Source organism: Massilia norwichensis (genome assembly GCF_024753245.1).
Taxonomy (GTDB): domain Bacteria; phylum Pseudomonadota; class Gammaproteobacteria; order Burkholderiales; family Burkholderiaceae_D; genus Telluria; species Telluria norwichensis.
Map to the genome: position 1 here is coordinate 16492 of NZ_JANUGX010000010.1, position 22068 is coordinate 38559.

General features: G+C 67.2%; 22 protein-coding genes. 14 read left to right on the top strand and 8 right to left on the bottom strand.

Features of this window, described 5'->3' with window-relative positions; genetic code table 11:
• The first annotated feature begins 55 nt into the window (after positions 1 to 55).
• The 6 genes from hpnC (at position 56) to NX782_RS10285 (ending at position 5027) form a co-directional block, all read left to right on the top strand.
• Entirely contained in the window at positions 56 to 865 is an 810-nt protein-coding gene (hpnC, locus tag NX782_RS10260) for a squalene synthase HpnC (RefSeq protein ID WP_258845352.1), read from the top strand.
• 76 nt (positions 866 to 941) lie between these two features.
• Complete coding sequence (gene hpnD / locus NX782_RS10265; RefSeq protein ID WP_258845353.1) at positions 942 to 1775, top strand: presqualene diphosphate synthase HpnD; 834 nt, start codon at positions 942 to 944, stop codon at positions 1773 to 1775.
• Positions 1772 to 3109 carry a hydroxysqualene dehydroxylase HpnE gene (hpnE, locus tag NX782_RS10270; protein WP_258845464.1) on the top strand — a complete coding sequence of 446 codons (1338 nt, stop codon included), beginning with the start codon at positions 1772 to 1774 and terminating at the stop codon, positions 3107 to 3109. The genes hpnD and hpnE overlap by 4 nt, the downstream gene beginning before the upstream one ends.
• A 107-nt stretch (positions 3110 to 3216) precedes the next feature.
• Positions 3217 to 3372 (top strand): hypothetical protein, encoded by a 156-nt coding sequence (locus tag NX782_RS10275; protein WP_258845354.1) that lies wholly within the window; start codon positions 3217 to 3219, stop codon positions 3370 to 3372.
• Positions 3373 to 3385: 13 nt separating this feature from the next.
• The gene (locus tag NX782_RS10280; RefSeq protein ID WP_258845355.1) at positions 3386 to 4207 is read left to right on the top strand and encodes a DUF1700 domain-containing protein; all 822 of its coding nucleotides are present in this window, start codon (positions 3386 to 3388) and stop codon (positions 4205 to 4207) included.
• A 10-nt stretch (positions 4208 to 4217) separates the two neighbouring features.
• Positions 4218 to 5027 carry a head GIN domain-containing protein gene (locus NX782_RS10285; RefSeq protein ID WP_258845356.1) on the top strand — a complete coding sequence of 270 codons (810 nt, stop codon included), beginning with the start codon at positions 4218 to 4220 and terminating at the stop codon, positions 5025 to 5027.
• A 6-nt stretch (positions 5028 to 5033) separates the two neighbouring features.
• Here the strand turns inward: NX782_RS10285 and NX782_RS10290 are convergent, their stop codons facing one another.
• Positions 5034 to 6290: a TIGR03862 family flavoprotein gene (locus tag NX782_RS10290; RefSeq protein ID WP_258845357.1), complete on the bottom strand. Its 1257-nt coding sequence runs from the start codon at positions 6288 to 6290 to the stop codon at positions 5034 to 5036.
• A gap of 132 nt (positions 6291 to 6422) precedes the next feature.
• Here NX782_RS10290 and NX782_RS10295 point away from each other — a divergent pair, with 132 nt between their 5' ends.
• From NX782_RS10295 to dctP, 5 genes are all read left to right on the top strand, one after another.
• Positions 6423 to 6809, top strand: coding sequence for a hypothetical protein (locus NX782_RS10295; RefSeq protein WP_258845358.1), 387 nt, complete (start codon positions 6423 to 6425; stop codon positions 6807 to 6809).
• Positions 6806 to 7009, top strand: coding sequence for a helix-turn-helix transcriptional regulator (locus NX782_RS10300; protein ID WP_258845359.1), 204 nt, complete (start codon positions 6806 to 6808; stop codon positions 7007 to 7009). The genes NX782_RS10295 and NX782_RS10300 overlap by 4 nt, the downstream gene beginning before the upstream one ends.
• Positions 7006 to 7980, top strand: coding sequence for an alpha/beta fold hydrolase (locus NX782_RS10305; RefSeq protein ID WP_258845360.1), 975 nt, complete (start codon positions 7006 to 7008; stop codon positions 7978 to 7980). The genes NX782_RS10300 and NX782_RS10305 overlap by 4 nt, the downstream gene beginning before the upstream one ends.
• Positions 7981 to 8093: 113 nt before the next feature.
• Positions 8094 to 9476, top strand: a complete 1383-nt coding sequence (locus NX782_RS10310) for a M28 family peptidase (protein ID WP_258845361.1) — start codon at positions 8094 to 8096, stop codon at positions 9474 to 9476.
• Positions 9477 to 9824: 348 nt separating this feature from the next.
• Positions 9825 to 10844 (top strand): TRAP transporter substrate-binding protein DctP, encoded by a 1020-nt coding sequence (gene dctP / locus NX782_RS10315; RefSeq protein WP_258845362.1) that lies wholly within the window; start codon positions 9825 to 9827, stop codon positions 10842 to 10844.
• Between the two features lie 94 nt (positions 10845 to 10938).
• Here dctP and moaD read toward each other — a convergent pair whose 3' ends face one another.
• From moaD to kbl, 6 genes are all read right to left on the bottom strand, one after another.
• The gene (moaD, locus tag NX782_RS10320; RefSeq protein ID WP_258845363.1) at positions 10939 to 11196 is read right to left on the bottom strand and encodes a molybdopterin converting factor subunit 1; all 258 of its coding nucleotides are present in this window, start codon (positions 11194 to 11196) and stop codon (positions 10939 to 10941) included.
• 15 nt (positions 11197 to 11211) lie between these two features.
• Positions 11212 to 12456 carry a molybdopterin molybdotransferase MoeA gene (locus tag NX782_RS10325; protein ID WP_258845364.1) on the bottom strand — a complete coding sequence of 415 codons (1245 nt, stop codon included), beginning with the start codon at positions 12454 to 12456 and terminating at the stop codon, positions 11212 to 11214.
• Positions 12453 to 13928 carry a threonine synthase gene (thrC, locus tag NX782_RS10330; RefSeq protein ID WP_258845365.1) on the bottom strand — a complete coding sequence of 492 codons (1476 nt, stop codon included), beginning with the start codon at positions 13926 to 13928 and terminating at the stop codon, positions 12453 to 12455. Before thrC ends, NX782_RS10325 begins: the two co-directional genes overlap by 4 nt.
• A 143-nt stretch (positions 13929 to 14071) precedes the next feature.
• Complete coding sequence (locus tag NX782_RS10335; protein ID WP_258845366.1) at positions 14072 to 15460, bottom strand: L-serine ammonia-lyase; 1389 nt, start codon at positions 15458 to 15460, stop codon at positions 14072 to 14074.
• A gap of 25 nt (positions 15461 to 15485) precedes the next feature.
• The gene (locus NX782_RS10340; protein ID WP_258845367.1) at positions 15486 to 16442 is read right to left on the bottom strand and encodes an NAD-dependent epimerase/dehydratase family protein; all 957 of its coding nucleotides are present in this window, start codon (positions 16440 to 16442) and stop codon (positions 15486 to 15488) included.
• A gap of 18 nt (positions 16443 to 16460) precedes the next feature.
• Positions 16461 to 17663, bottom strand: coding sequence for a glycine C-acetyltransferase (gene kbl, locus NX782_RS10345; RefSeq protein WP_258845368.1), 1203 nt, complete (start codon positions 17661 to 17663; stop codon positions 16461 to 16463).
• Positions 17664 to 17816: 153 nt separating this feature from the next.
• Here kbl and NX782_RS10350 point away from each other — a divergent pair, with 153 nt between their 5' ends.
• The 3 genes from NX782_RS10350 to NX782_RS10360 all read left to right on the top strand — a co-directional run bounded on the left by NX782_RS10350 (position 17817) and on the right by NX782_RS10360 (position 21208).
• Positions 17817 to 18413 (top strand): helix-turn-helix domain-containing protein, encoded by a 597-nt coding sequence (locus NX782_RS10350; RefSeq protein ID WP_370661785.1) that lies wholly within the window; start codon positions 17817 to 17819, stop codon positions 18411 to 18413.
• A gap of 135 nt (positions 18414 to 18548) precedes the next feature.
• A complete protein-coding gene (locus tag NX782_RS10355; RefSeq protein ID WP_258845369.1) occupies positions 18549 to 20807 on the top strand; it encodes a putative bifunctional diguanylate cyclase/phosphodiesterase in 2259 nt (752 codons plus the stop codon).
• A gap of 86 nt (positions 20808 to 20893) precedes the next feature.
• On the top strand, positions 20894 to 21208 hold the full coding sequence (locus NX782_RS10360) for a hypothetical protein (RefSeq protein WP_258845370.1): 315 nt from the start codon (positions 20894 to 20896) through the stop codon (positions 21206 to 21208).
• 43 nt (positions 21209 to 21251) lie between these two features.
• On the opposite strand, the gene NX782_RS10365 is transcribed toward NX782_RS10360, so the two are convergent.
• Complete coding sequence (locus NX782_RS10365) at positions 21252 to 21989, bottom strand: alpha/beta hydrolase (protein ID WP_258845371.1); 738 nt, start codon at positions 21987 to 21989, stop codon at positions 21252 to 21254.
• Positions 21990 to 22068: the final 79 nt, after the last annotated feature.

The window sequence follows — 22068 nt, forward strand, 5'->3', positions numbered from 1 at the left end:
GAGCAATTATAATCATGCAAACACCGCCAGTAAATGACGTTAGAGTCAGTTCTCAATGCCCGTCGATCACTACGAAAATTTTCCCGTCGCTTCGATCCTGCTGCCGCGCCGCCTGGTGCCCGCGGTCGAGGCGATCTACGCCTTCGCGCGCAGCGCCGACGACATCGCCGACGAGGGTGACGCGCTGCCGGCCGAGCGTCTCGCCAGCCTGAACGCCTACGATGCGGCGCTGGACATCATCGAACGGGGCGACACGCCTGCGGACCCGATGTTCGCGCGCCTGGCCGAGGCCCTGCGCCGCCACGCCCTGCCCCTGCAGCCGCTGCGCGACCTGCTGAGCGCCTTCCGCCAGGACGTGGTCACCACCCGCTACGCCGACTACCCTGCGCTGCTGGATTATTGCCGCCGCTCGGCCAACCCGGTCGGCCGCCTGATGCTGGGCCTGTACGGCACCGTCGACGAAACCAGCCTGCGCGAGTCGGACGCGGTGTGCTCGGCGCTCCAATTGATCAACTTCTGGCAGGACGTCGGCATCGACATCGGCAAGGGCCGTATCTACCTGCCGCAGGAAGACCTGGCGCGCTTCGGCGTCGGCGAAGCCCAGATCGTGCAGGGCGAGGCCAACCCGGCCTGGCGCGCACTGATGCGCTTCGAGGTCGAGCGCGCGCGCGCACTGATGCTGGAAGGCGCGCCGCTGGCCACGCGGCTGCCCGGACGGATCGGCTGGGAGCTGCGCCTGGTCGTGCAGGGCGGTTTGCGGATCCTGGAAGCGATCGAGCGCGCGGATTACGATGTGTTCCGGCGCCGGCCGCAGCTCAAGCGCCTGGACTGGGCGCTGCTGCTATGGCGCGCCGCCAGGATGTAAGGCCGCGATGGTACTCGGCCGGCCCCGGATCGGCTAAGATAGCGGACTTGCACCACGCGCCACGACTTATTTATCTATGTCTCCCGACGACTACTGCCAACAAAAGACCGTCCAAAGCGGCTCCAGTTTCTACTACAGCTTCCTGTTCCTGCCGCCCGAGCGTCGCAGGGCGATCACGGCGCTGTATGCGTTCTGCCGCGAGGTCGACGACACCGTCGACGAGACGCATGACCAGTCGGTGGCGCGCATCAAGCTGGCCTGGTGGCGCACCGAGCTGGCCGCCATGTACAAGGGCGCGCCGACCCACCCGGTGACCCAGGCGCTGCAGCCGCACCTGGCGGCCTACAACCTGCAGCAGGAGCACCTGCAGGCCATCGTCGACGGCATGGAGATGGATCTGGACCAGTCGCGCTACCTCGATTACGCGGGCCTGCGCAAATACTGCTGGCATGTGGCCGGCGTGGTCGGCATCCTCTCGGCCAGCATCTTCGGCGTGACCAATCCGCAGACGCTGCAATACGCCGAGAAGCTGGGCCTGGCCTTCCAGCTGACGAACATCATCCGCGACGTCGGCGACGATGCGCGCAAGGGCCGCATCTACCTGCCGGTCAACGAACTGCAGCAGTTCGGCGTGACCGCGGCCGACATCCTGAATTTCCGCCACAGCGAGAAGTTCGAAGCGCTGATGAAATTCCAGGCCGACCGTGCGCGCGCCGTCTACGACGAAGCCTTCGCCCTGCTGCCCAAGGAAGACCGGCGCGCCCAGCGTCCCGGCCTGATGATGGCGGCGATCTACCGCACCGTCCTCGACGAGATCGAACGCGACGACTTCAAGGTCCTGAACCAGCGCATCTCCCTCACGCCGCTGCGCAAGCTGTGGCTGGCGTGGAAAACCTACATCCGTGGCTGAGCGCCGTGGCTAAGCACATCGCAGTCATCGGCGGCGGCTGGGCCGGTTGCGCGGCCGGCGTCGAACTGGCCGCGAAGGGCGCCCGCGTCACGCTGTTCGAGGCCGCGCGCACGCTGGGCGGCCGCGCCCGCGCCGTGCAGGCCAGGGAAGCCATGCTCGACAACGGCCAGCACATCCTGCTCGGCGCTTATGCGGACACGCTGGCGCTGCTGCGCCGGGTGGGCGTACGCGAGTCCGACGCCCTGCTGCGCCTGCCGCTGCAGATGCGCTATCCGCCGCAAAGCGGCCTGATGGACTTCGTCGCGCCGCGCCTGCCGGCCCCGCTGCACATGCTGGCGGCCCTGCTGCGCGCCAGGGGACTCGAACGCGAAGACAAGCTGGCGCTGGCCCGCTTCACCACCAGCGCGCGCTGGATGGACTGGGGCCTGAACCTCGACTGCAGCGTGGCCGAACTGCTGACCCGTTTCGGCCAGACCCCGCGCCTGATCCGCCTGATGTGGCAGCCGCTGTGCCTGGCCGCCCTGAACACGCCGATCGAGCGCGCCTCCGCCAACGTGTTCCTGGCGGTGCTGCGCGACAGCCTGGGCGCCAGGCGCAAGGCTTCCGACATGCTGCTGCCACGGGTGCTGCTCGACGCCCTGTTCCCCGAGGCGGCGCGCCGCTACATCGAGGCACGCGGCGGCAAGGTGCTGTGCGGTGCGCGCGTCGACGCGATCGCGCCGCAAGCCACAGGCTGGCAGGTGCGCAGCGGCGCCGACGCGGCCGAGGCCGACGCCGTGCTCCTGGCCACGCCGGCCTGGCAGAGCGCCGCCCTGCTGCGCGCCCTGCCCGAGCTGGATGCCCTGGCGGCGCAGCTGGACGCCTTCGAGTACGAGCCGATCTCGACGGTCTACCTGCAGTACGCAGCCGACCTGCGCCTGCCCCAGCCCTTCTGCGCCCTGCTCGACGATCCGGCACATGGCGCCTGGGGCCAGTTCGTGTTCGACCGCGGCCAGCTGGATCCGGGCCAGGGCGGCCTGCTGGCGGTGGTTGTCAGCGCCGCCGCCGACGCGGCCAGCCTGGAGCAGGACGCGTTGGCCACGGCGGTCGCCAGCCAGCTGGCGGCGGCCTTCCGCCAACCCGGCCTGGCGCAGCCGCGCTGGCAGCGCGTATTGACGGAAAAGCGCGCCACCTTCGCCTGCACCCCGGGCCTGGTGCGACCGGCGAACAGCACCGCCCTGCCCGGCCTGTTCCTGGCCGGCGACTACACCGCCGGCGACTATCCGGCCACCCTCGAGACGGCGGTACGCAGCGGCACGGCGGCGGCCCGCCTCACCCTCAGCCCGAAGGCGTGAAAGCCGGTCGTCCAACCCAAACGCAGCCTGGGCCGCGAAAACTGCAGCCTGTCGCAAGGGCGTGGCGGGATGGACCCGTGACGCGTACAGTAGCATCATCGAAACAAGTGTTATCGGATTTGCAAATGAACAGCCTGCTGGCCCTGCGCACCCTGCTCCTGCTCGCCTTCGTCGCCGCCGCGATGGCGGTGCTGTGGCATCCCGGCCTGGGCGCCTCGGGCGACCCGGCGACGGACGCCATGCTGATGGTCGCGCGGAACTGAAGCGGAGCATTCGATGGGAAAGCTGGAATACCTCGAGCTGCTGAAACGCGCCATGCTGGGCCTGCCGCCGGAGCTGCAGGCCAAGACCCTGGGCTACTACGAACAGCGCTTCGTCGACGGCCTGAACGCCGGACGCAGCGAACAGGAGGTGGCGCAGGAGCTTGACGAGCCGACCAGGATCGCGATGACGCTGCGCGCCAACAGCCATCAGGCGCAGCTCGGCGCGCAAGCCGGCGCCCAGGCCGGTGCCCAGGCCGCCGCGCCGCAGTTCAACGTGGCGCCGAAGCGCAACCCGGCCGGGGTGCTGCGGGTACTGGTGTCGGGCGCCGGCCTGGCCATCTTCAACCTCTTCATGATCGTGCCGGCGATGGTGTTCACGGCCCTGCTGATGGCGCTGTACGCCGCGGCCCTGGCCTTCTACCTGAGCGGGATCGCGATCACCGCCAGCGGCCTGGCCGGCAACAGCGAGCTGCGGCTCGACCTGCCGACCCGCTACGTCCAGATCGACAGCGACGATCCGGATGCCAAGCGCCAGATCCGGGTCCAGATCGACGAAAAGGGCATCAACGTGCACGAGGAAGGCGCCGCCCCCGACGGCACCGAGGAAAGGCCGGCATCGCGCCTGCGCCGCGGCGCCGAGGTGGTGGCCGGCAACCAGCTGCACATCACGACCGACATGGACGCCGACTCGCGCACCACCCAGACCCTGTTCGGCTTCGGCATGGTGCTGGGCGGGATTGCGATGTTCCTGCTGTCGCTGGTGGTGACGCGCTACGCGGCGCATGGGGTCAAGCGTTACTTCCAGATGAATTTTTCCCTGCTCAAGGGACACTGAGAGGGCTGCCATGCGCGCATTGATGAAAACCGGCTTCGCCCTGCTGCTGCTCGCCCTGCTGCTGATCGGCGCTTCCTACAGCATGCTACGGGCCCAGGGCACGGGCGGGGCGGCGAGCGCCGGCAGCCGCCTGGTCGACACCGAAAAACGCACGCTCGGCGCGAATGTGGCCGAAGTCGACGTCAGCGGCCCGATCAACCTGACCCTGCGCCAGGGCACCAAGGCCTCGCTCGAAGTACGCGGCGAACAGCGCCTGCTGGCCAACGTCGACACCACGGTCGAGGGCAACACCCTGCACATCGGCCCGCGCGGCATCCTGTTGCGCCATCGCCAGCCGATCGAAGTCATCCTGGTCTTGCCCACGCTCGAAAGCCTGAACATCGCCGGCAGCGGCCAGCACGACGTCAGCGGCTTCTCCGGCGACAAAATCGAGGTCAACCTCACCGGCTCGGCCGGCCTGCGCTTCCACGGCCGCTACCGCGAGATCGAGACCGCCCTGCAGGGCAGCGGCGAGCTTGAATTCACCGCCGGAAATGCCGAGCGCGTGACGGCGGACCTCAAGGGTTCGGGCCATTTGACCCTGGTCGGGGCCGCGCGCGAACTGCATGCGGAGCTGGCCGGCTCCGGCGAGCTGGACGCGCGTCACCTGCGCGCCGAGCAGGTCGAGCTGCAGCACCAGGGCTCGGGCACCAGCGCCGTCTATGCGAGCAAGCGGGTGCAGGTCGAGATGACGGGCAGCGGCGAATCCACCGTCCATGGCAACCCCGACAACCGCGCCGTCAGCCGCAACGGCAGCGGCAGCGTGCATTTCGAGGACTGAGCAGGCTCAGTCCTCGCGGCCCAGCCAGTCGAGGGCGCCCCGGCCCGCCGCGCGCCCGCTGCCGAAGCAGGCGGTGAGCAGGTAACCGCCGGTCGGGGCTTCCCAGTCCACCATTTCGCCGGCCACGAACACGCCCGGCAACGCGCGCAACATGCCGGCCTGGCCGACCAGCGCCTCGAAACGCACCCCGCCGCCGCTGCTGATCGCTTCGTCGATCGGGCGCGGCCGGACGAGCTTCAGCGGCAGCGCCTTGATGGCCCGCGCCAGCCTGGCCGGATCCGCATACTCGTCCTTGCTCAGGCATTCGTGCAGCAGGCCCGATTTCACGCCCTTGATCCCGAGCCGGCTTTGCAGGTGGCTGGACATCGAACGGGTGCCGCGCGGATGCGTCACCTCGGCCAGTACGCGCGCGGCATCGTGATCGGGCAGCAGGTCGATCCAGACCGTCGCCTCGCCATCGCGCAGGATGCGGTCGCGGATGTGTGCGGACAGCGCATAGACCAGGCTGCCCTCGATGCCGGTGGCGGTGACCACGAACTGGCCCTTGCGGTAGAGACCATGGCCGTCCGCGTCCTGCACCGCCAGGCCGACCGTGGTCAGCGGCGCGCCGGCGTGGCGGCTGCTGAAATGCGCACTCCAATCGGTATCGAAACCGCAGTTCATCGGCACCAGCGGCGCCAGCTCGACGCCTTTTTCGCTGAGCAGCGGCACCCAGGCCCCGTCCGAACCCAGGCGCGCCCAGCTCGCCCCGCCCAGCGCCAGCACGGTCGCATCGGCGGCGTCCAGCCGTTCGCCGTCCGGGGTGGCGAACACCAGTTGCCCCTCGCGCCAGCCCAGCCAACGATGGCGCATGTGGAAGCGCACGCCATTCTCGCGCAGGCGGTGCAGCCAGGCGCGCAGCAGCGGCGCGGCCTTCATATCGGTCGGGAACACGCGGCCCGAGCTGCCGACGAAGGTATCGACGCCGAGGCCATGGATCCACTCGCGCACCTGCTGCGGGCTGAAGCCGGCCAGCCAGGCTTCGACCTCGGCGCGGCGCTTGCCGTAGCGGCCGGCGAAGGCGTCGAAGTCCTCGGAATGGGTGATGTTCATGCCGCCCTTGCCGGCCAGGAGGAACTTGCGTCCCACGGAGGGCATGGCGTCGTACAGGTCGACCTGTACGCCGCCGGCGGACAGGATCTCGGCCGCCATCAGGCCGGCGGGGCCGCCGCCGATGACGATGGCGCGGCGTGCGGAATCAGGCGTTTGGGGGTGGGTGCTCATGGGCCGGCATTGTAGTCGATCCGGGTGCTCGAAAATATATGTAAAGGGTGCTTGACATCGGATTTTTTACGGCCTACAGTGTCAAGCATGCTTTACATGACAAGTGACCTTTACATACCTCGAGGAGACAACATGCATGAGAAACGCGTTACCCGCGCTTATTACATCGAACTGATGACGGCGCTCGTGGTGTATACCGTCTTGCTGTCGGCCGCGATCCGCTACGGCCGGCCGATGGAGGATGGCTGGCTGCGCACCCTGGTGCTGGTCACCCCGATGATCGGCTTCGGCCTGATGATCCGGACCATCGTGCGCCATGTCGCCCGCATCGACGAATACCAGCGCATCCGCCTGCTGGAGAACATCGCCGTCGCCGCCGCGATCACGCTGGCCGGCACCTTCACCTACGGTTTTCTCGAGACCGCCGGCTTCCCCAAGATCTCGATGTTCTGGGTCTGGATCGGCATGGGCGTCAGCACCGGCGCCGTGACCTTCATGCGCAAGGTGCTCGACCGATGAAGAACCTGATCCGCGACCTGCGCGGCGAACGCGGCTGGAGCCAGGCCCACCTGGCCGACCTGCTGAGCGTCTCGCGCCAGACCGTGATCGCCATCGAGACCGGCAAGTACGACCCGAGCCTGCCGCTGGCCTTCGCGATTTCCAGACTGTTTGCACGACCGATCGAAACCATCTTCTTCCCAGACCAGGAGCCAGCATGAGCCTCTTCACCTGCCGCAAACCCTACGCGCTTTTCCCCGTCGCCGTCGGCGTCCTCGTTGCGATGCTCTCGTCCGGACCAGGCCACGCAGCGGAAACGGCCGCCCCGCCGGCCAACCGCTTCGCCGCCACCATCGCCCCGGCCGAGCGCTTCGAGATCGATGGCGTGCTGGTGGAGAAGCACGGCAAGGCGGACCGACCCGGTCGCCCGCTGATCCTGATCCCGGGCCTGGCCACCGGCGGCTGGGTGTGGCAGGAAACGGTGCGCGCCTTCAGCGGCGAGCATGCCGTCTACGTCCTGAACCTGCCCGGCTTCGACGGCCGCCCCGCGGCGCCGGCCAAGGCCTTCGACGCGGCGCGTGCCGCGGTGGCGAAGCTGATCGAACAGCGCCGCCTGGACAAGCCGGTCATCGTCGGCCATAGCCTGGGCGCGACCATGGCCATCGCCGTGGCCGAGGACAAACCGGCGCAGGTGGGCGGCGTGGTCGCCATCGACGGCCTGCCTGTCATGCCCGGCACCGAGGACCTGCCGCCGGCCGAGCGCAGCCGCTATGCGCAGACCATGAAGGCGCGGCTGGCCGGCGCCAACGCGTCGCTGTTCGCCTCGCAGCAGCAAGGCTATATGCGCACCATCGGCGTGATGGACATGGGCAGGGCCGACGACATCGCCCTGCTCACCGGCCGCAGCGATCCGGCATCGGTCGGCCAATATGCGGCCGACGTGATCGAACTCGACCTGCGTCCCGGCCTGAAGAACATCCAGGCGCCGGTGCTGGTGATCTCGCCCTTCTTCGACATCGACGGCGGTGCGCAGGGGCTCACCGCCGACGCCAAGGCCGACTACTACCGCGCGCTGATGCAGGGCGCGCCGAAGATCGAGGTGGTGACGGTGGCGCCGGCGCGGCACTTCGCGATGATCGACCAGCCGCAGCAGGTCAACGACGCGATCCGCAAGTATCTGGCCTCGCTGTAAACACGCCGGACCATGCCGGGCTGAGGGGCGCGACATCCGGGCGGAACTACTATATGCTTTCCGGCGCGGCTCGATGGCGGCCGCGCCGTTTCCGTTCTTTCGTTAGGAGAATCATGCCCCGTCTCACCAAGCTTTCCGTGGCCCTGCTGCTCGCCGGCGCCGCGTCCGTACACAGCGCGGCCTTCGCCGCCGAAGCCGCAGCCGATCGGCCCCTGCCCGCGCGCCAGGCCGAGATCGACGCCATCGTCAAGGAGATCTCGCCGCAGCGTATCCAGGCCTATGTGAATAAGCTGGTCGGCTTCGGCACCCGCCACACGATGTCGGACACGACGTCCGAGACGCGCGGCATCGGCGCCGCGCGGCGCTGGATCAAGTCCGAGATGGAGCGCTGCGGCGCCGGCCGGCTGGAGGTGCGCTTCGACGGCCACCTGCACCCGGTCGACAACCGCATCGACAAGCCGACCGAGATCGTCAACGTGGTCGCCACCCTGCCGGGTACCCAGGCCGCTTCGAAGGACCGCCTGTACGTGGTCAGCGGCCACTACGACTCCCGCGTCACCGACGTGATGAATGCCACCGCCGACGCGCCGGGCGCCAACGACGACGCTTCCGGCACCGCGGCCGTGATCGAGATGGCCTGCGTGATGGCGCGCCACAAGTTCGACGCCACGCTGGTCTTCATGACGGTGGCGGCCGAGGAACAGGGCCTGTACGGCGCCGGCGACTTCGCGAAGAAGGCCAAGGCCGCCAGGCTGAATATCGCCGGCATGCTGAACAACGACATCATCGGCAGTTCGCACGACGAGAAGGGCAGGAAGGACGGCTCGCGCGTGCGCCTGTTCGCCGAAGGCGTGCCGCCGCTGAAGGAAGCGCCTTCGCCCGAACTGCGCACGCTGCTGGTGACCGGCGGCGAGAACGATTCGATCACGCGCCAGCTGGCGCGCCACGTCAAGGAGACCGGCGAGCGTTACGTTTCCGACTTCAAGGTCGACATCATCTACCGCCGCGACCGCTACCTGCGCGGCGGCGACCACAGCCCCTTCCTCGACGCCGGCTATGCGGCGGTGCGCTTCACCGAGCCGAACGAAGACTTCAAGCACCAGCACCAGGACCTGCGCGTGGAACAGGGCGTGAAGATCGGCGACTATCCGGAATTCGTCGATCCCGAGTACGTGGCCCAGGTGACGCGCGTGAACGCCGCTTCGCTGGCCTCGCTGGCGCTGGCCCCGGCCGCGCCGCAAGAGGTGAAGGTCAGGACCGCGGCGCTGGACAACGGCACCGACCTGATCTGGAAGGCGAATGCCGAACCGGACGTCGCCGGCTACCGCGTGGTCTGGCGCGAGACGACCGCGCCGCTGTGGCAGGGTGCGCGCTACGTCGGCAATGTCACCACGGCGCGCGTCGACATGTCGAAGGATAACGTGCTGTACGGCGTGCAGGCGGTGGACAAGGACGGCAACGTCAGCCCCGCCACCTACCCGCTGCCGATGCGCTGAAACCACCAATACCCGCACCGGGTAAAGCCTTACGCCGCGGCGCAACACGCCGCGGCGTTTTCATTTGTGCGGGCGCTTTTCGTCCGCTCTCCAGCGCCAGCGCAAGAAATCCTGCAAACACATGGGTAATACTCAGCGCGCATCGTGCTTTTTCGCTATGCACTGCAGCATATTTTGATGAGCAGGAGCACAACAATTGTCTTGACTTGTAGCGTGCTCGGCATATTCTTATGCGTACAACAAGATCTTTGAAGATCTGCAACGAACGACATACGCCTCTAGTGCGGTGGTGGTCAGAGGGGTCTGCGATTCGTCTGGTAGTCCGTATCACATTCTTGGAGGATGTAAATGTCGGCAATGACACGTAGGACATTGCTGGGCGCAATCGCGACCAGTCCGCTCTGGCTTCAATCCGCATGGGCCCAGCCCACGAATCTCAAGATCTCGCACCAGTTCCCCGGCGGCAGCGTTGCCGAGGGCGACTTCCGCGACCGCCTGTGCCGCATGTTCGCGGCCGGCGTCGAGCGCCGCACCCGGGGCAGGCTCAAATTCTCGATCTACCCGCATTCCTCGCTGATGAAGAGCGAAGACCAGATCCCGGCCCTGAGCCGCGGCCAGCTCGACATGGCGCTGGTGCCGCTCAGCTATGCCGGCAGCGACCTGCCCGAACTGAACATCGGCCTGATGCCGGGCCTGGTAACTTCCTACGAACAGGGCTACGCCTGGAAGAATGCCGAGATCGGCAAGGAATTCAACCGCATGCTGGCCGAGCGCGGCGTGGTCATCCTGAGCTGGATCTGGCAGGCCGGCGGCGCGGCCTCGCGGGGCAAGCCCATCGTCAACCCCGAAGACGCGGCCGGCCTGCGGGTGCGTGGCGGCTCGCCCGAGATGGACATGATCCTGAAGGAAGCCGGCGCCAACGTGGTCAGCATGCCGTCCAACGAAATCCGCGGCGCCATGGAAAAGGGCCAGCTCGATGCGGCCATGACCTCCTCGTCTTCGCTGATCTCCTTCCGCCTGGACGAAGTGTCGAAGTACGTGACCACCGCGCGCGGCGGCGCCTACTGGTTCATGCTGGAGCCGCTGCTGATCTCGAAGACCGCCTTCGACCGCCTGCCAAAAGATCAGCAGGCCGTGCTGATGTCGGTCGGCGCGGAGCTGGAAGCCTTTGCGCGCAAGTCGGCGCAGATGGACGATGCGGCGGTGGCGGCGCTGTTCCAGGGCAAGGGCGGCCGCACGGTCGACCTGAGCGGCGAGTCGCTGCGCAAGTGGCAGGAGATTGCGCGCGCGACGGCGTGGAAGGATTACGGGTCGCGTAACGAAAATTGTGCGAAGCTGCTGGCGCTGGCGGAAAAAACCTTGGCTTGATTGTGGCTCGTGGGCACGGGGTGCCCACCCTACGCCGGCACCCCGTCACCACGACCGATCACCGTAGGGTGGGGACCCGTGCCCACGTTCCGCTTCAACCGCCCGTCACTGGCGGGAAGAAAGCCACCTCCCCACCCTCGCGAATCGCCGTCTCCGGCTCGCACATCACATGGTTGAACGCCATGCGCAGCGCACGCTCGTGGCCCAGGGTCTCGGCCCAGACGCCGCCGCGCGCGATCAGGAATTCGCGTACCGCACCCACGGTCGATACGCCTTCGGGCAGGGTGACCGTTTCGCCGGCGGTACCGACCGCCTCGCGCACGCTGGCAAAAAATCGCAGATTGATATTCATGTAAACCTGTAGGACTCAGTGTTGCAGGAAGCTGAAGGGAATGAAGCGCACCATGTCGCCGCGCGCGATCGCCTGGCCCGGCGGACAGTCGATCAGGCCATCGGCCCACACGGTCGAGGTCAGCACGCCCGAGCCCTGGTTGGCGAACAAGTCCAGGCCGCCCTGTTCGTTGATGCGCGCGCGCAGGAACTCGTTGCGGCGGTCAGGTTTCGGCCAGTCGAAGTCGGCGCGCATCTGGATGGCGCGTGGCGCCACGTCGCCGCTCACGCCCTGCAGGCGCAGCAGGAAGGGCCGCACGAACAGCAGGAAGGTCACGAAGCTGGACACCGGATTGCCCGGCAGGCCGAGGAAGAACGCCGAACCGCCCGCTTCGCGATTGACTTCGCCGAAGGCCAGCGGCTTGCCCGGCTTGACGGCGATCTGCCACATGTTCAGCCGCCCTTCCGCCTCCACCGCCGGCTTGATATGGTCTTCCTCGCCGACCGAGACGCCGCCCGACGTGATGATCAGGTCGTGATCGCGGGCCGCTTCGCGCAGCGTATCGCGGGTCGCCTGCAGCGAGTCCGGCACGATGCCGTAGTCGGTGAATTCGCAGCCGAAGTTCTCCAGCAGGCCGCGCAAGGTGAAGCGGTTCGAGTTGTAGATCGCGCCCGGCTGCAGGGGCTCGCCCGGCATCGCCAGCTCGTCGCCGGTGAAGAACACGGCCACGCGCAGGCGGCGCCGCACCGGCAGCTCGGCCAGGCCCACCGATGCGGCCAGGCCCAGCTCCTGGCTGCGCAAACGGGTGCCGGCAGGCAGGATGACCGCGCCGGCGCGCACGTCCTCGCCCTGGCGGCGGATCCATTCGCCGGGCTGCGGCACGTGCCTGACGGTGACCACGTCGCCATCGAGCTCGCACTGCTCCTGCATCACCACCGCATCGGCGCCTTCCGGAATCAGGGCGCCGGTGAAGATGCGCGCGGCGGTGCCGGGCTCCAGGTAAGTGCCGACCTGGCCGGCCGGGATGCGCTGGGCCACCTTCAGGCTGGCCGCGCCGCCGGCGCAATCCGCAGCGCGTACCGCGTAGCCATCCATCTGCGTGTTGTCGGCGCCCGGGACGTCGAGCATCGATGCCTGGTCTTCAGCCAGCACGCGGCCGTTCGCTTCGAGCGTCGGCACGCGTTCGACGCCGTCGACGGGCCGCGCCGCGGCCAGCAGGAAGTCGAGCGCCTCGCGCACCGGCATCAGGGGTTTGCGGGCCGGCGTCGCTGCGGCGTTCATCGGCCGCTCCTTTCGGCGATATACGCCTTCATCAGCGCGACGTCCGGCTTCATCACGATGAAGCGCTGCGGCAGCGCCTCGATGTTCTCGAAGCCGGCCGGGCGCGCCGCGTCCATGCCCAGCGCTTCCAGGATGGTCTCGTTGAACTTGGCGGCCAGCGCGGTCTCCAGCACGATCATCGGGATGCCCGGCTCGATGTGCTCGCGCGCGACCTTGATGCCGTCGGCGGTGTGGGTGTCGATGGTGATGTCGTAGTCGTCGAAGACTTCGCGGATGGTCGCCAGGCGGTCTTCGTGGGTCGAGCAGCCGGACACGAAACCGTATTCGGCCACGCGCTTGAATTCGTCGCCGTCGCTGCCCGGCGCGCCGGACAGGTCGAAGCCGCCCTGCGTATCGACCTTGCGGAACAGCGCGTGCGTGCGCTCGGCATCGCGGCCCACCAGGTCGTAGACGAAGCGCTCGAAGTTCGAAGCCTTCGAGATGTCCATCGACGGGCTGCTGGTGTGGAAGGTCTCGGACGGCTTGCGCACGCGGTAGACGCCGGTGCGGAAGAACTCGTCCAGCACATTGTTCTCGTTGGTGGCCACCACCAGTTTCGCGATCGGCAGGCCCATCATGCGCGCGATGTGGCCGGCGCAGATGTTCCCGAAGTTCCCCGACGGGACCGTGAACGAGACCTTCTGCGCATTGGACGTCGTCGCCTTCAGGTAGCCGCGGAAGTAATACACCACTTGCGCGACCACGCGCGCCCAGTTGATCGAATTGACGGTGCCGATCCTGTGACGGGCCTTGAATTCGAGGTCGTTCGAGACCGCCTTGACCATGTCCTGGCAATCGTCGAACACGCCTTCGACCGCGATGTTGAAGATGTTCGGGTCCTGCAGGCTGAACATCTGCGCGGTCTGGAACGCCGACATCTTCGCGTGCGGCGACAGCATGAAGACCTTGACCCCGCGCTTGCCGCGCATCGCGTACTCGGCGGCGCTGCCGGTATCGCCCGAGGTGGCGCCGAAGATGTTCAGCTCATCGCCGTTCTTCGCCAGCGCGTACTCGAACAGATTCCCCAGCAGCTGCATCGCCATGTCCTTGAAGGCCAGGGTCGGGCCATTCGACAGGCCCTGCAGGATCAGCTTGCCCTGCGCGCCGTCTTCGAGCACGCGCAGCGGGGTGATCTCTTCGCTCGATTCATCGGCGCGCGCGTTGCGGTAGACCTCGGGCGTGTAGGTCTTGCTGGTCAGCGCCTTCAGGTCGGCATCGGGGATGTCGGTCGCGAACTTGCGCAGGATTTCATAGGCCAGCTCGGCGTAGGACAAGCCGCGCCAGGCATCGAGCTCGGCGCCGGTCACCTGCGGATAGTCGGCGGGCAGATACAGGCCGCCGTCCGGCGCCAGGCCGCCCAGCAGGATGTCGGAAAAGCGCTGGGGATTGCGTGCTGCGGACGCGCTGGTCGCGCGGGTGGACACATAGTGCATACGGTAAGCGGGATCGAAGTTGGCGGACGTTGACTATTGATTATAGTGCGACTGCAGCAAACTTGTCTTTTTACCGTAGTTGTTCAGGTGCGATGCGTGGGAACGTCATCCCAGCCCCCGGCTGGGATGACCCCACCCTACGCTCAACACGCGGCGTGGTTGACGGTGACCACGTGGATGGCCAAACCGCCCAGCGACGTCTCCTTGTACTTGGCCTGCATGTCATAGCCGGTCTGGCGCATGGTCTCGATCACGTTGTCGAGGCTGACGAAGTGGGTGCCGTCGCCCTTCATCGCCAGCGAGGCGGCGGTGATCGCCTTGATCGCGCCCATGCCGTTGCGCTCGATGCAGGGGATCTGCACCAGGCCGCCGATCGGGTCGCAGGTCATGCCGAGATGGTGCTCGATGCCGATTTCGGCCGCGTTCTCGATGCGCTCATTGGAACCGCCGAGCGCCGCCACCAGGCCGGCCGCCGCCATTGCGCAGGCCACGCCGACCTCGCCCTGGCAGCCGATCTCGGCGCCCGAGATCGAGGCGTTCTTCTTGCACAGCATGCCGATCGCCGCCGAGGTCAGAAGGAAGTCGCGGATGCCCTTCGCCGCATCGCTCGGGCGGCAGTCTTCGGCGTAGTAGCGCAGCACCGCCGGGATGATGCCGGCCGCGCCATTGGTCGGCGCGGTCACGACCCGGCCGCCGGCCGCGTTCTCCTCGTTGACGGCCATCGCGTACAGGGTCACGTGGTGGGTGGCGTCGTGCGGCAGTTCGTTACGGCGGTTGCCGGCGTCGCAGTGCGCCTGCTTCCAGAGGTTCGCCGCACGGCGCTTGACGTTCAGGCCGCCCGGCAGTTGGCCTTCGGTGACCAGGCCATGGGCGATACAGTCGCGCATCACCTGCCAGATGCGGTCCAGGCCCGCGTTCAGCTCTTCTTCGGTCATGCGCGCCAGCTCGTTCGCCCGCAGCATGTGCGGAATCGACAGGCCGTCCGCCCTGCCCTGCGCCAGCAGGTCGCTCATGGTATCGAAGGGGAAAGGCACGGCGGTGCCGCCCTCGCTCGGCGCCCGGCTCTGGCTTTCGCCCGCCGCGGTGATGAAGCCGCCGCCCACCGAATAATAGATGCGCTCGATGATGCTGCCGTCCGCCAGCTTGAGCACGAACTTCATGCCGTTCGGGTGCTCGGGCAGCGTCGACTGCTTGTGCCATACCAGGGAGGTAGCGTACTGGAAAGGCACTTCCTTGGTGCCGAGCAGCTTGAGCACGCCGTCCAGCTCCGCCTCGGCCAGCTTGTCCTCGACGCTGTCCGGGTCCACGCCCTGCGGGGTCTCGCCCATCAGGCCCAGGATCACCGCCTTGTCGGTGGCGTGGCCGACACCGGTCAGCGCCAGCGAACCATACAGGTGGGCTTCGACGCCGACCGCCTCGCTCAGGTCCCCGCACTCGAGCAGGAAACGGCGCGCGGCGACCATCGGGCCGACCGTGTGCGAGCTCGATGGGCCGATGCCGATCTTGAATAGGTCAAATACGCTCATATCCATGAGCTGTCTCCTGAAAAATCTTTTTTTAGGCTGTCTGCCCGACGTCGACGTTTTCCAGCATGTCCGCCACCATCTCTTCAACCCCGATCCGCGCCTTCCAGCCCCAGTCGGCGGTCGCGCGCGCATCGTCCAGGCTCTTCGGCCAGGAATCGGCGATCTGCTGGCGGCTGTCCGGCTTGTAGGCGATCTCGAAAGCCGGCAGCTTCGCCTGGATCGCGGCGGCCAGTTCGCGCGGGTTGAAGGACACGCCGGCCACGTTGTACGAGGAGCGGATCGCGACCGCATCAAGCGGCGCATCCATCAGTTCGATGGTGGCGCGGATCGCGTCCGGCATGTAGATCATCGGCAGCGTGGTTTCCGGGCCCAGGAAGCACTCGTAGGTCTCGCCCTTCAGCGCCGAGTGGAAGATGGCGATCGCATAGTCGGTGGTGCCGCCGCCCGGAGGCGATTTGAAGCTGATGATGCCCGGGTAGCGGATGCTGCGCACGTCGACGCCATATTTGGCGTGGTAGTACTCGCACAGGCGCTCGCCGGCCAGCTTGCTGATGCCGTAGATCGAGGTCGGGTCCATCACCGTGTACTGCGGGGTGTTCTCGGCCGGGGTGTTCGGACCGAAGGCGGCGATCGACGACGGCCAGAACACCTTCAGCGGCTTGCCGGCTTCGACGCGCGCCTTGGCGATTTCCAGGATGTTCAGCAGGCCGTCCATGTTCAGGCTCCAGGCCTTCAGCGGGGCTTTCTCGCCGGTGGCCGACAGCAGCGCGGCCAGTTGGTAGACCTGGGTGATCTCTTCCTCGGCGATGATGCGGGCCACGGCATCGCGGTCCATCACGTCGAGGCGGGTATAGCGCGCCGCGCCGTAGACGTTGGCTTCGCCGATGTCGGAGGCGATGACGTTTTGCGCGCCGTGCTGTTCCGCCAGCGCGGTCACGAGTTCACTGCCGATCTGGCCGTTGGCGCCGATGATGAGGATGCGTTCCATGCTTTACCTATTTCTGTTTTAGTTCTTAATGATGCCCAGCTCGCGGCCGGCTTGTTCGAATGCCTTCAGCACGGTGTCGAGCTGTTCGCGGGTGTGCGCCGCCGACAGCTGCACGCGCACGCGCGCCTGGCCCATCGGCACCACCGGGTAGAAGAAGCCCGACAGCAGCACGCCCAGTTCGAACATGCGGGCTGCGAATTTCTGCGCCACCGGCGCGTCGAACAGCATCACCGGCACCACCGGGTGGGTGCCCGGCTTGATGGTGAAGCCGATGCGCTCGATCTCCTTGCGGAAGTAGGCGGTGTTCTCGTGCAGGCGGTCGCGCAGTTCGGTGCTTTTACTGATGCGGTCCAGCACGGCCAGCGAGGCGCCGGCGATCATCGGCGCCAGGCTGTTCGAGAACAGGTAGGGGCGCGACTTCTGGCGCAGGGTTTCGATGACTTCCTTGCGGCCGGAGGTGAAGCCGCCCATCGCGCCGCCCAGGGCCTTGCCCAGGGTGCCGGTGATGATGTCGATCTTGCCCATCACGTTGAAGTGCTCGTGGGTGCCGCGGCCGGTCTTGCCCATGAAGCCGGAGGCGTGCGACTCGTCGATCATGGTCAGGGCGCCGTATTTCTCGGCCAGCTCGACGATCTTGTCCAGCTGGGCGATGGTGCCGTCCATCGAGAAGGCGCCGTCGGTGACGATGATCTTGTGGCGCTTGCCGGCGTCGGTGGCGGCGATCAGCTGCTTTTCCAGGTCCGCCATGTCGTTGTTGGCGTAGCGGTAGCGCGCGGCCTTGCACAGGCGGATGCCGTCGATGATCGAAGCGTGGTTCAGGGCGTCCGAGATGATCGCGTCGTTCTCGTCGAACAGCGGCTCGAACACGCCGCCGTTGGCATCGAAAGCCGCGGCGTACAGGATGGTGTCTTCGGTGCCGAGGAATTCGGACAGCTTCTGCTCCAGTTCCTTGTGCACGGTCTGGGTGCCGCAGATGAAGCGCACCGAGGACAGGCCATAGCCGTATTTTTCCAGCGCGGCGGCGGCGGCCTTCTGGGTTTCCGGATCGCCCGACAGGCCGAGGTAGTTATTGGCGCACATGTTGATCAGCGTGCGGCCATCGGCGGCCACGACTTCGGCGCCCTGGCGCGATGCGATCACGCGTTCGGGCTTGAACAGTCCCTCGGTCTGCAGCGTGTCGAGCTTCGTCTGGAGGGCGCTATAGAATGCCTGGTCGCTCATTGTCTTCCTCGTCCTTGTCATTTGGTGGCGGATGTTGTACCGTTGATCCGTTCGATGTAGTGAACTGAGTTCTTTATCTCGAACAGAAATTCAATATATCGAATCTTACTCCCGGCTATCACAGTTGGCAAGCAAGTCGGCAAACAAGTCCAAATGAATAAAATGGTAAGCACCCTGACGCCCGCCGCCCCGGCGAGCGCACCGCCCGAAGTCGGCGCCACCCTGCAGCGCCTGCGCCTGGCGCGCGGCCTGACGCTGGAAGACCTGTCGCGCATCGCCGGCGTGTCCAAGTCCATGCTGTCGCAGATCGAGCGCGAAAAGGCGAATCCGACCATCGCCATCACCTGGCGCCTGGCGAATGCGCTTGGGGTGCAGATCGGCGAACTGCTGTCCTCCGAAGTACGCAGCAGCGACATGATCCGCGTGGTCGACGCCCACGAGATCCCGACCCTGCCCGGCGCCCACGCCGGCTATTCGCTGCGCATCCTCGGCCCGATGGACCTGGCGGGCAAGTACGAGTGGTACGAACTGACGCTGGCGCCGGGCGGCGAACTGGCTTCGCAGCCGCACGATCCGGGCACCAGCGAACACCTGACGGTCCTGAGCGGCGCGGTCGAACTCGAAGTGGGCCTGGAAAAGAAGCGCGTCAAGCATGGCGCGACGGCGCGCTACCCGGCGGACGTCGCGCACACCATCCGCAATGCCGGCAAGACGGAGGCGAAAGCCCTGATGGTGGTGGTGCACCGTTGAGTTGTTGTTGTTACTGAACAATAGCGCAGTAGACAAGTGCACCAAAAGGGTGACAGTTAAAGCTCGGCAAACTATGATGCTCCGTTGCAATTAATTCGCAGCGCGGCGGGCCGTGCGCGATGTCGGAGCGTCCACATGCTTGAAGTCCGCGATATCGCCTCCTGGCGCGAACGCATTTTCTCATCGCTGTTGTCGGTGGTGCTGGTGGTGGGCGCGCTGGCGACCCTGCCAGTCATCCCCTTCCTGGTCCAGCAGGGCCTGTGGCCGGTGGCAGTGGCGGATACGATTGCGCTGGCCTGGATCTTCGCCATCTGGCGCCTCGGCCGGCTCAGCTACACGGTCCGGGTGATGCATTTCCTCGCCGTCGTGTACGCACTGGCGATCACCCTGATGCTCTCGGTCGGCACCGCCAGCATGACTTACCTGCTGGGTCCGCCAGTGATCGCCGCCATCCTGCTCAGCTTGCGCCCGGCCATGCTTGCCCTCGCGCTGGGCGCCGTCCTGCTGGTCGCGCTCGGCAACAGCGGACACGTCACCTTCAGCGTCCCCGGCTGGCAGCATGAGCCGTTCAAGGCCTCCCTGCTGGCCGCGCTGAACTACATCGGCGTCGGCGCGATGCTGACCCTGACCTGCGGCACCCTGCTCAAAGGCCTGTCGCGCTCGCTTGGCGATGCGCACACCCTGAACGGCGAACTGCAACTGACCTCGGCGGCGCTGGCGCGCCTGAACGACATGGTGCTGATCACCAGGGCGGTCGAAGGCGAGAACGTGACCCAGCCGGTCACCTTCGTCAACGACGCCTTCCTGCGCCGGACCGGCTACACGCGCAGCGAGATCCTGGGCCACAGCCTGCGCGTGCTGCTCGGCCCGCAGTCCGACCAGGCCGCGGTCGGCCGCATCGTCGGCGCCATGCGCAAGGGCCAGCCCTGCAATACCGAGCTGATGAGCTATACCAAGGCCGGCGAGCCTTTCTGGGTCGAGATCGAGATGGTGCCCTTCGCGCCGCCGGGCGCACGCGCCAGCCACTGGGTCATCGTCGGCCGCGACATCACGCAGCAGCGCCAGGCAGCGGAGGCGATCCACCGTCTGGCCTTCTACGACGTCCTCACCGGCCTGGCCAACCGGCGCCTGCTGGTCGAGCGCCTGGAAGCGATGGTAGAGGCGGCGAACGCCGGACGCGGACTGGGCGCCCTGCTCTACCTGGATCTCGACAATTTCAAGAACGTCAACGACGCCCGCGGTCATTCGACCGGCGACGCCCTCCTGCGGCACGCCGCCGCGCGTCTGCTCGAGGCCGTACGCGATTGCGACACCGTGGCCCGCATCGGCGGCGACGAATTCGTGGTGCTGATCGGGAACCTGCCCGGCGACGCCGATGCGGCGACCCGGACCGCGCTGGCAATGGCGGACCAGATCCGCGCCGCCCTCGCCGCGCCGCTGGACATCGACGGCCATGGCTTCCGCATTGCCGCCAGCATCGGCATTGCGCTGCCGCTGGATGCCGGCGCGACGGCCGACGCGCTGCTGCTGGAAGCCGACACCGCGATGTACCACGCCAAGGCCGGCGGCCGCGACAGCGTCGCCCTGTTCGCCAGGAGCATGCTGCGCGACGCCCAGCAAAAGCTGACGCTGGAGCACGACCTCGGCCAGGCGCTGGACAGGGGCGAACTGGCCATGCACCTGCAGCTGCAGGTCGACCATGCCGGCACGCCGGCCGGCGCCGAACTCCTGATGCGCTGGACCCGCGCCGACGGCAGCATGGTGCCGCCGGACGTCTTCATCCCGGTTGCGGAAGCCGGCGGCCTGATCGTCCCCCTGGGCCAGTGGGCGCTGCGCCAGGCCTGCGCGGCCTGGCTGGCGCTGGACGCCGCCGGCCATCGTTTGCCGCTGTCGCTGAACGTCAGCCCGCTGCAGTTCCGCCAGCCGGACTTCGTCGAGCAGGTTCGCGCCGTGCTGGCGGAGACCGGAGCGCCGCCGCAGCAGCTGATCTTCGAAGTGACCGAGGGTTTGCTGATCGACGACATCGACCAGACCGTGGCGCGCATGCGCGCGCTTTCCGAGCTCGGCATCCGCTTCTCGATCGACGACTTCGGCACCGGCTACTCGAACCTGTCCTACCTGAAACGGCTGCCGCTGTACGAACTGAAGATCGACAAGAGCCTGGTGCGCGACATGCCGCACGACCAGAACGGCACCGCGATCGTGCAATCGGTGCTGGCCATGGCGCGCCACCTGGGGCTGCGGGTCGTCGCGGAAGGCATCGAGACCGCCGAGCAGGCGGCCTTCCTCGCCGCGCACGGGCGGCCCTATATGCAGGGCTATCTGTTCTCGCGTCCGGTGGCGCTGGGCGCCCTGCTGGACCAGATGGACGCCCGGGCGGATCTGGCTGCCTGAACGGCGCCCGCGCCGCTGCACCCAGCAGTGCGCACCGGGCGTGGTGTTTCTGCTAAGGTGGCCTCCATCAGCATGGAGGAGCCAGCATGGAGCGATTCCTGATCATTTACCACGGCGCACCCGGCGGCGAGCCGGAAGAGGCGGAGCAACACCTGGACCGCTGGGCCGCCTGGCTCGATGCGCTGGGCACGGCCGTGCTCGACCGCGGCAGCCTCAGCCACGCAGCAGTCGAAGTCAAGAGCCGCCTGCTCGGCCCCAAGTCGGCCACCAGCACCATTTCCGGCTATTCGGTGATCCAGGCCGAGGATTTCAACGCCGCTGTGCGTGTGGCCGAAATGTGTCCCATCTTCGAAACCAATGGCTGGGCCGAGATCGTGCGCCTGACGACGCCGCTGGGCTGAACGCCCTGAGCTGAGCAAACTACAAACCGCGCAAGGCCGGCACCTAGGCGGGACTCGCCGAAATCGTATTGTGCCCGGCTTCCGGAATCACCCTGGCCGTGGCGACGCCCGGCGCGAAGCGCGACAGCAAACGCTGGGTGCTCCATGCGGGAATGATGTCGTCGCGTGCGGCCATCAGCACCAGGACCGGCATTCGCAGCTGCAGCGCGTAGCGCCCGGATTCGTAGCGGTCCTTCAGCAGCCAGCGCACCGGAAACACCGGGAACTGCTGCGCAGCCAGGTCGACGATGCTGTCGAAGGGCGTGACCAGCACCAGCTTTCTTACCGGGCGACGGGCGGCGAGCTGCATCGCCACGCCGGTGCCCAGACTGCGGCCGACCACCTCTACCTCCGGATGCGCGGCGGCGACGCGATCGAACAGCAGCACGGCGTCGTCCACCAGCGCCTGTTCGCTCGGCGCGCCGGTACTGCCGGCATAGCCGCGGTAATGCATCAGGTAGAGCGCGTGTCCGGGAAAGGCTTTATCGAGGGCCGGCAGGCTGGCAGTGACGTCCTCCGCGTTGCCGCCCAAATAGATGAGCGCGCTTTTACCGGCCAGCGGCCGTTCGGAAATCCTGAGTACTGCGCCGGGGACGGCAAGGGAGGTGGTGACGGGCACCGGGAAGGCAGCCGCCGGCGGCGGGTAATAGATGAGCGATCGCTGCCCGAGGAACAGGCCCAGGCAGGCAAGCGCGTACACGGCAACGACGGCGATCATGATCACACCGAAAAATCTGCTCATGTTTCTCCAGACAAGGCCGGTGCCGTGCACCGCTAGCCAGGCATTGTGCACCGCGTCACCCTGGACGCGGCGCACGGAC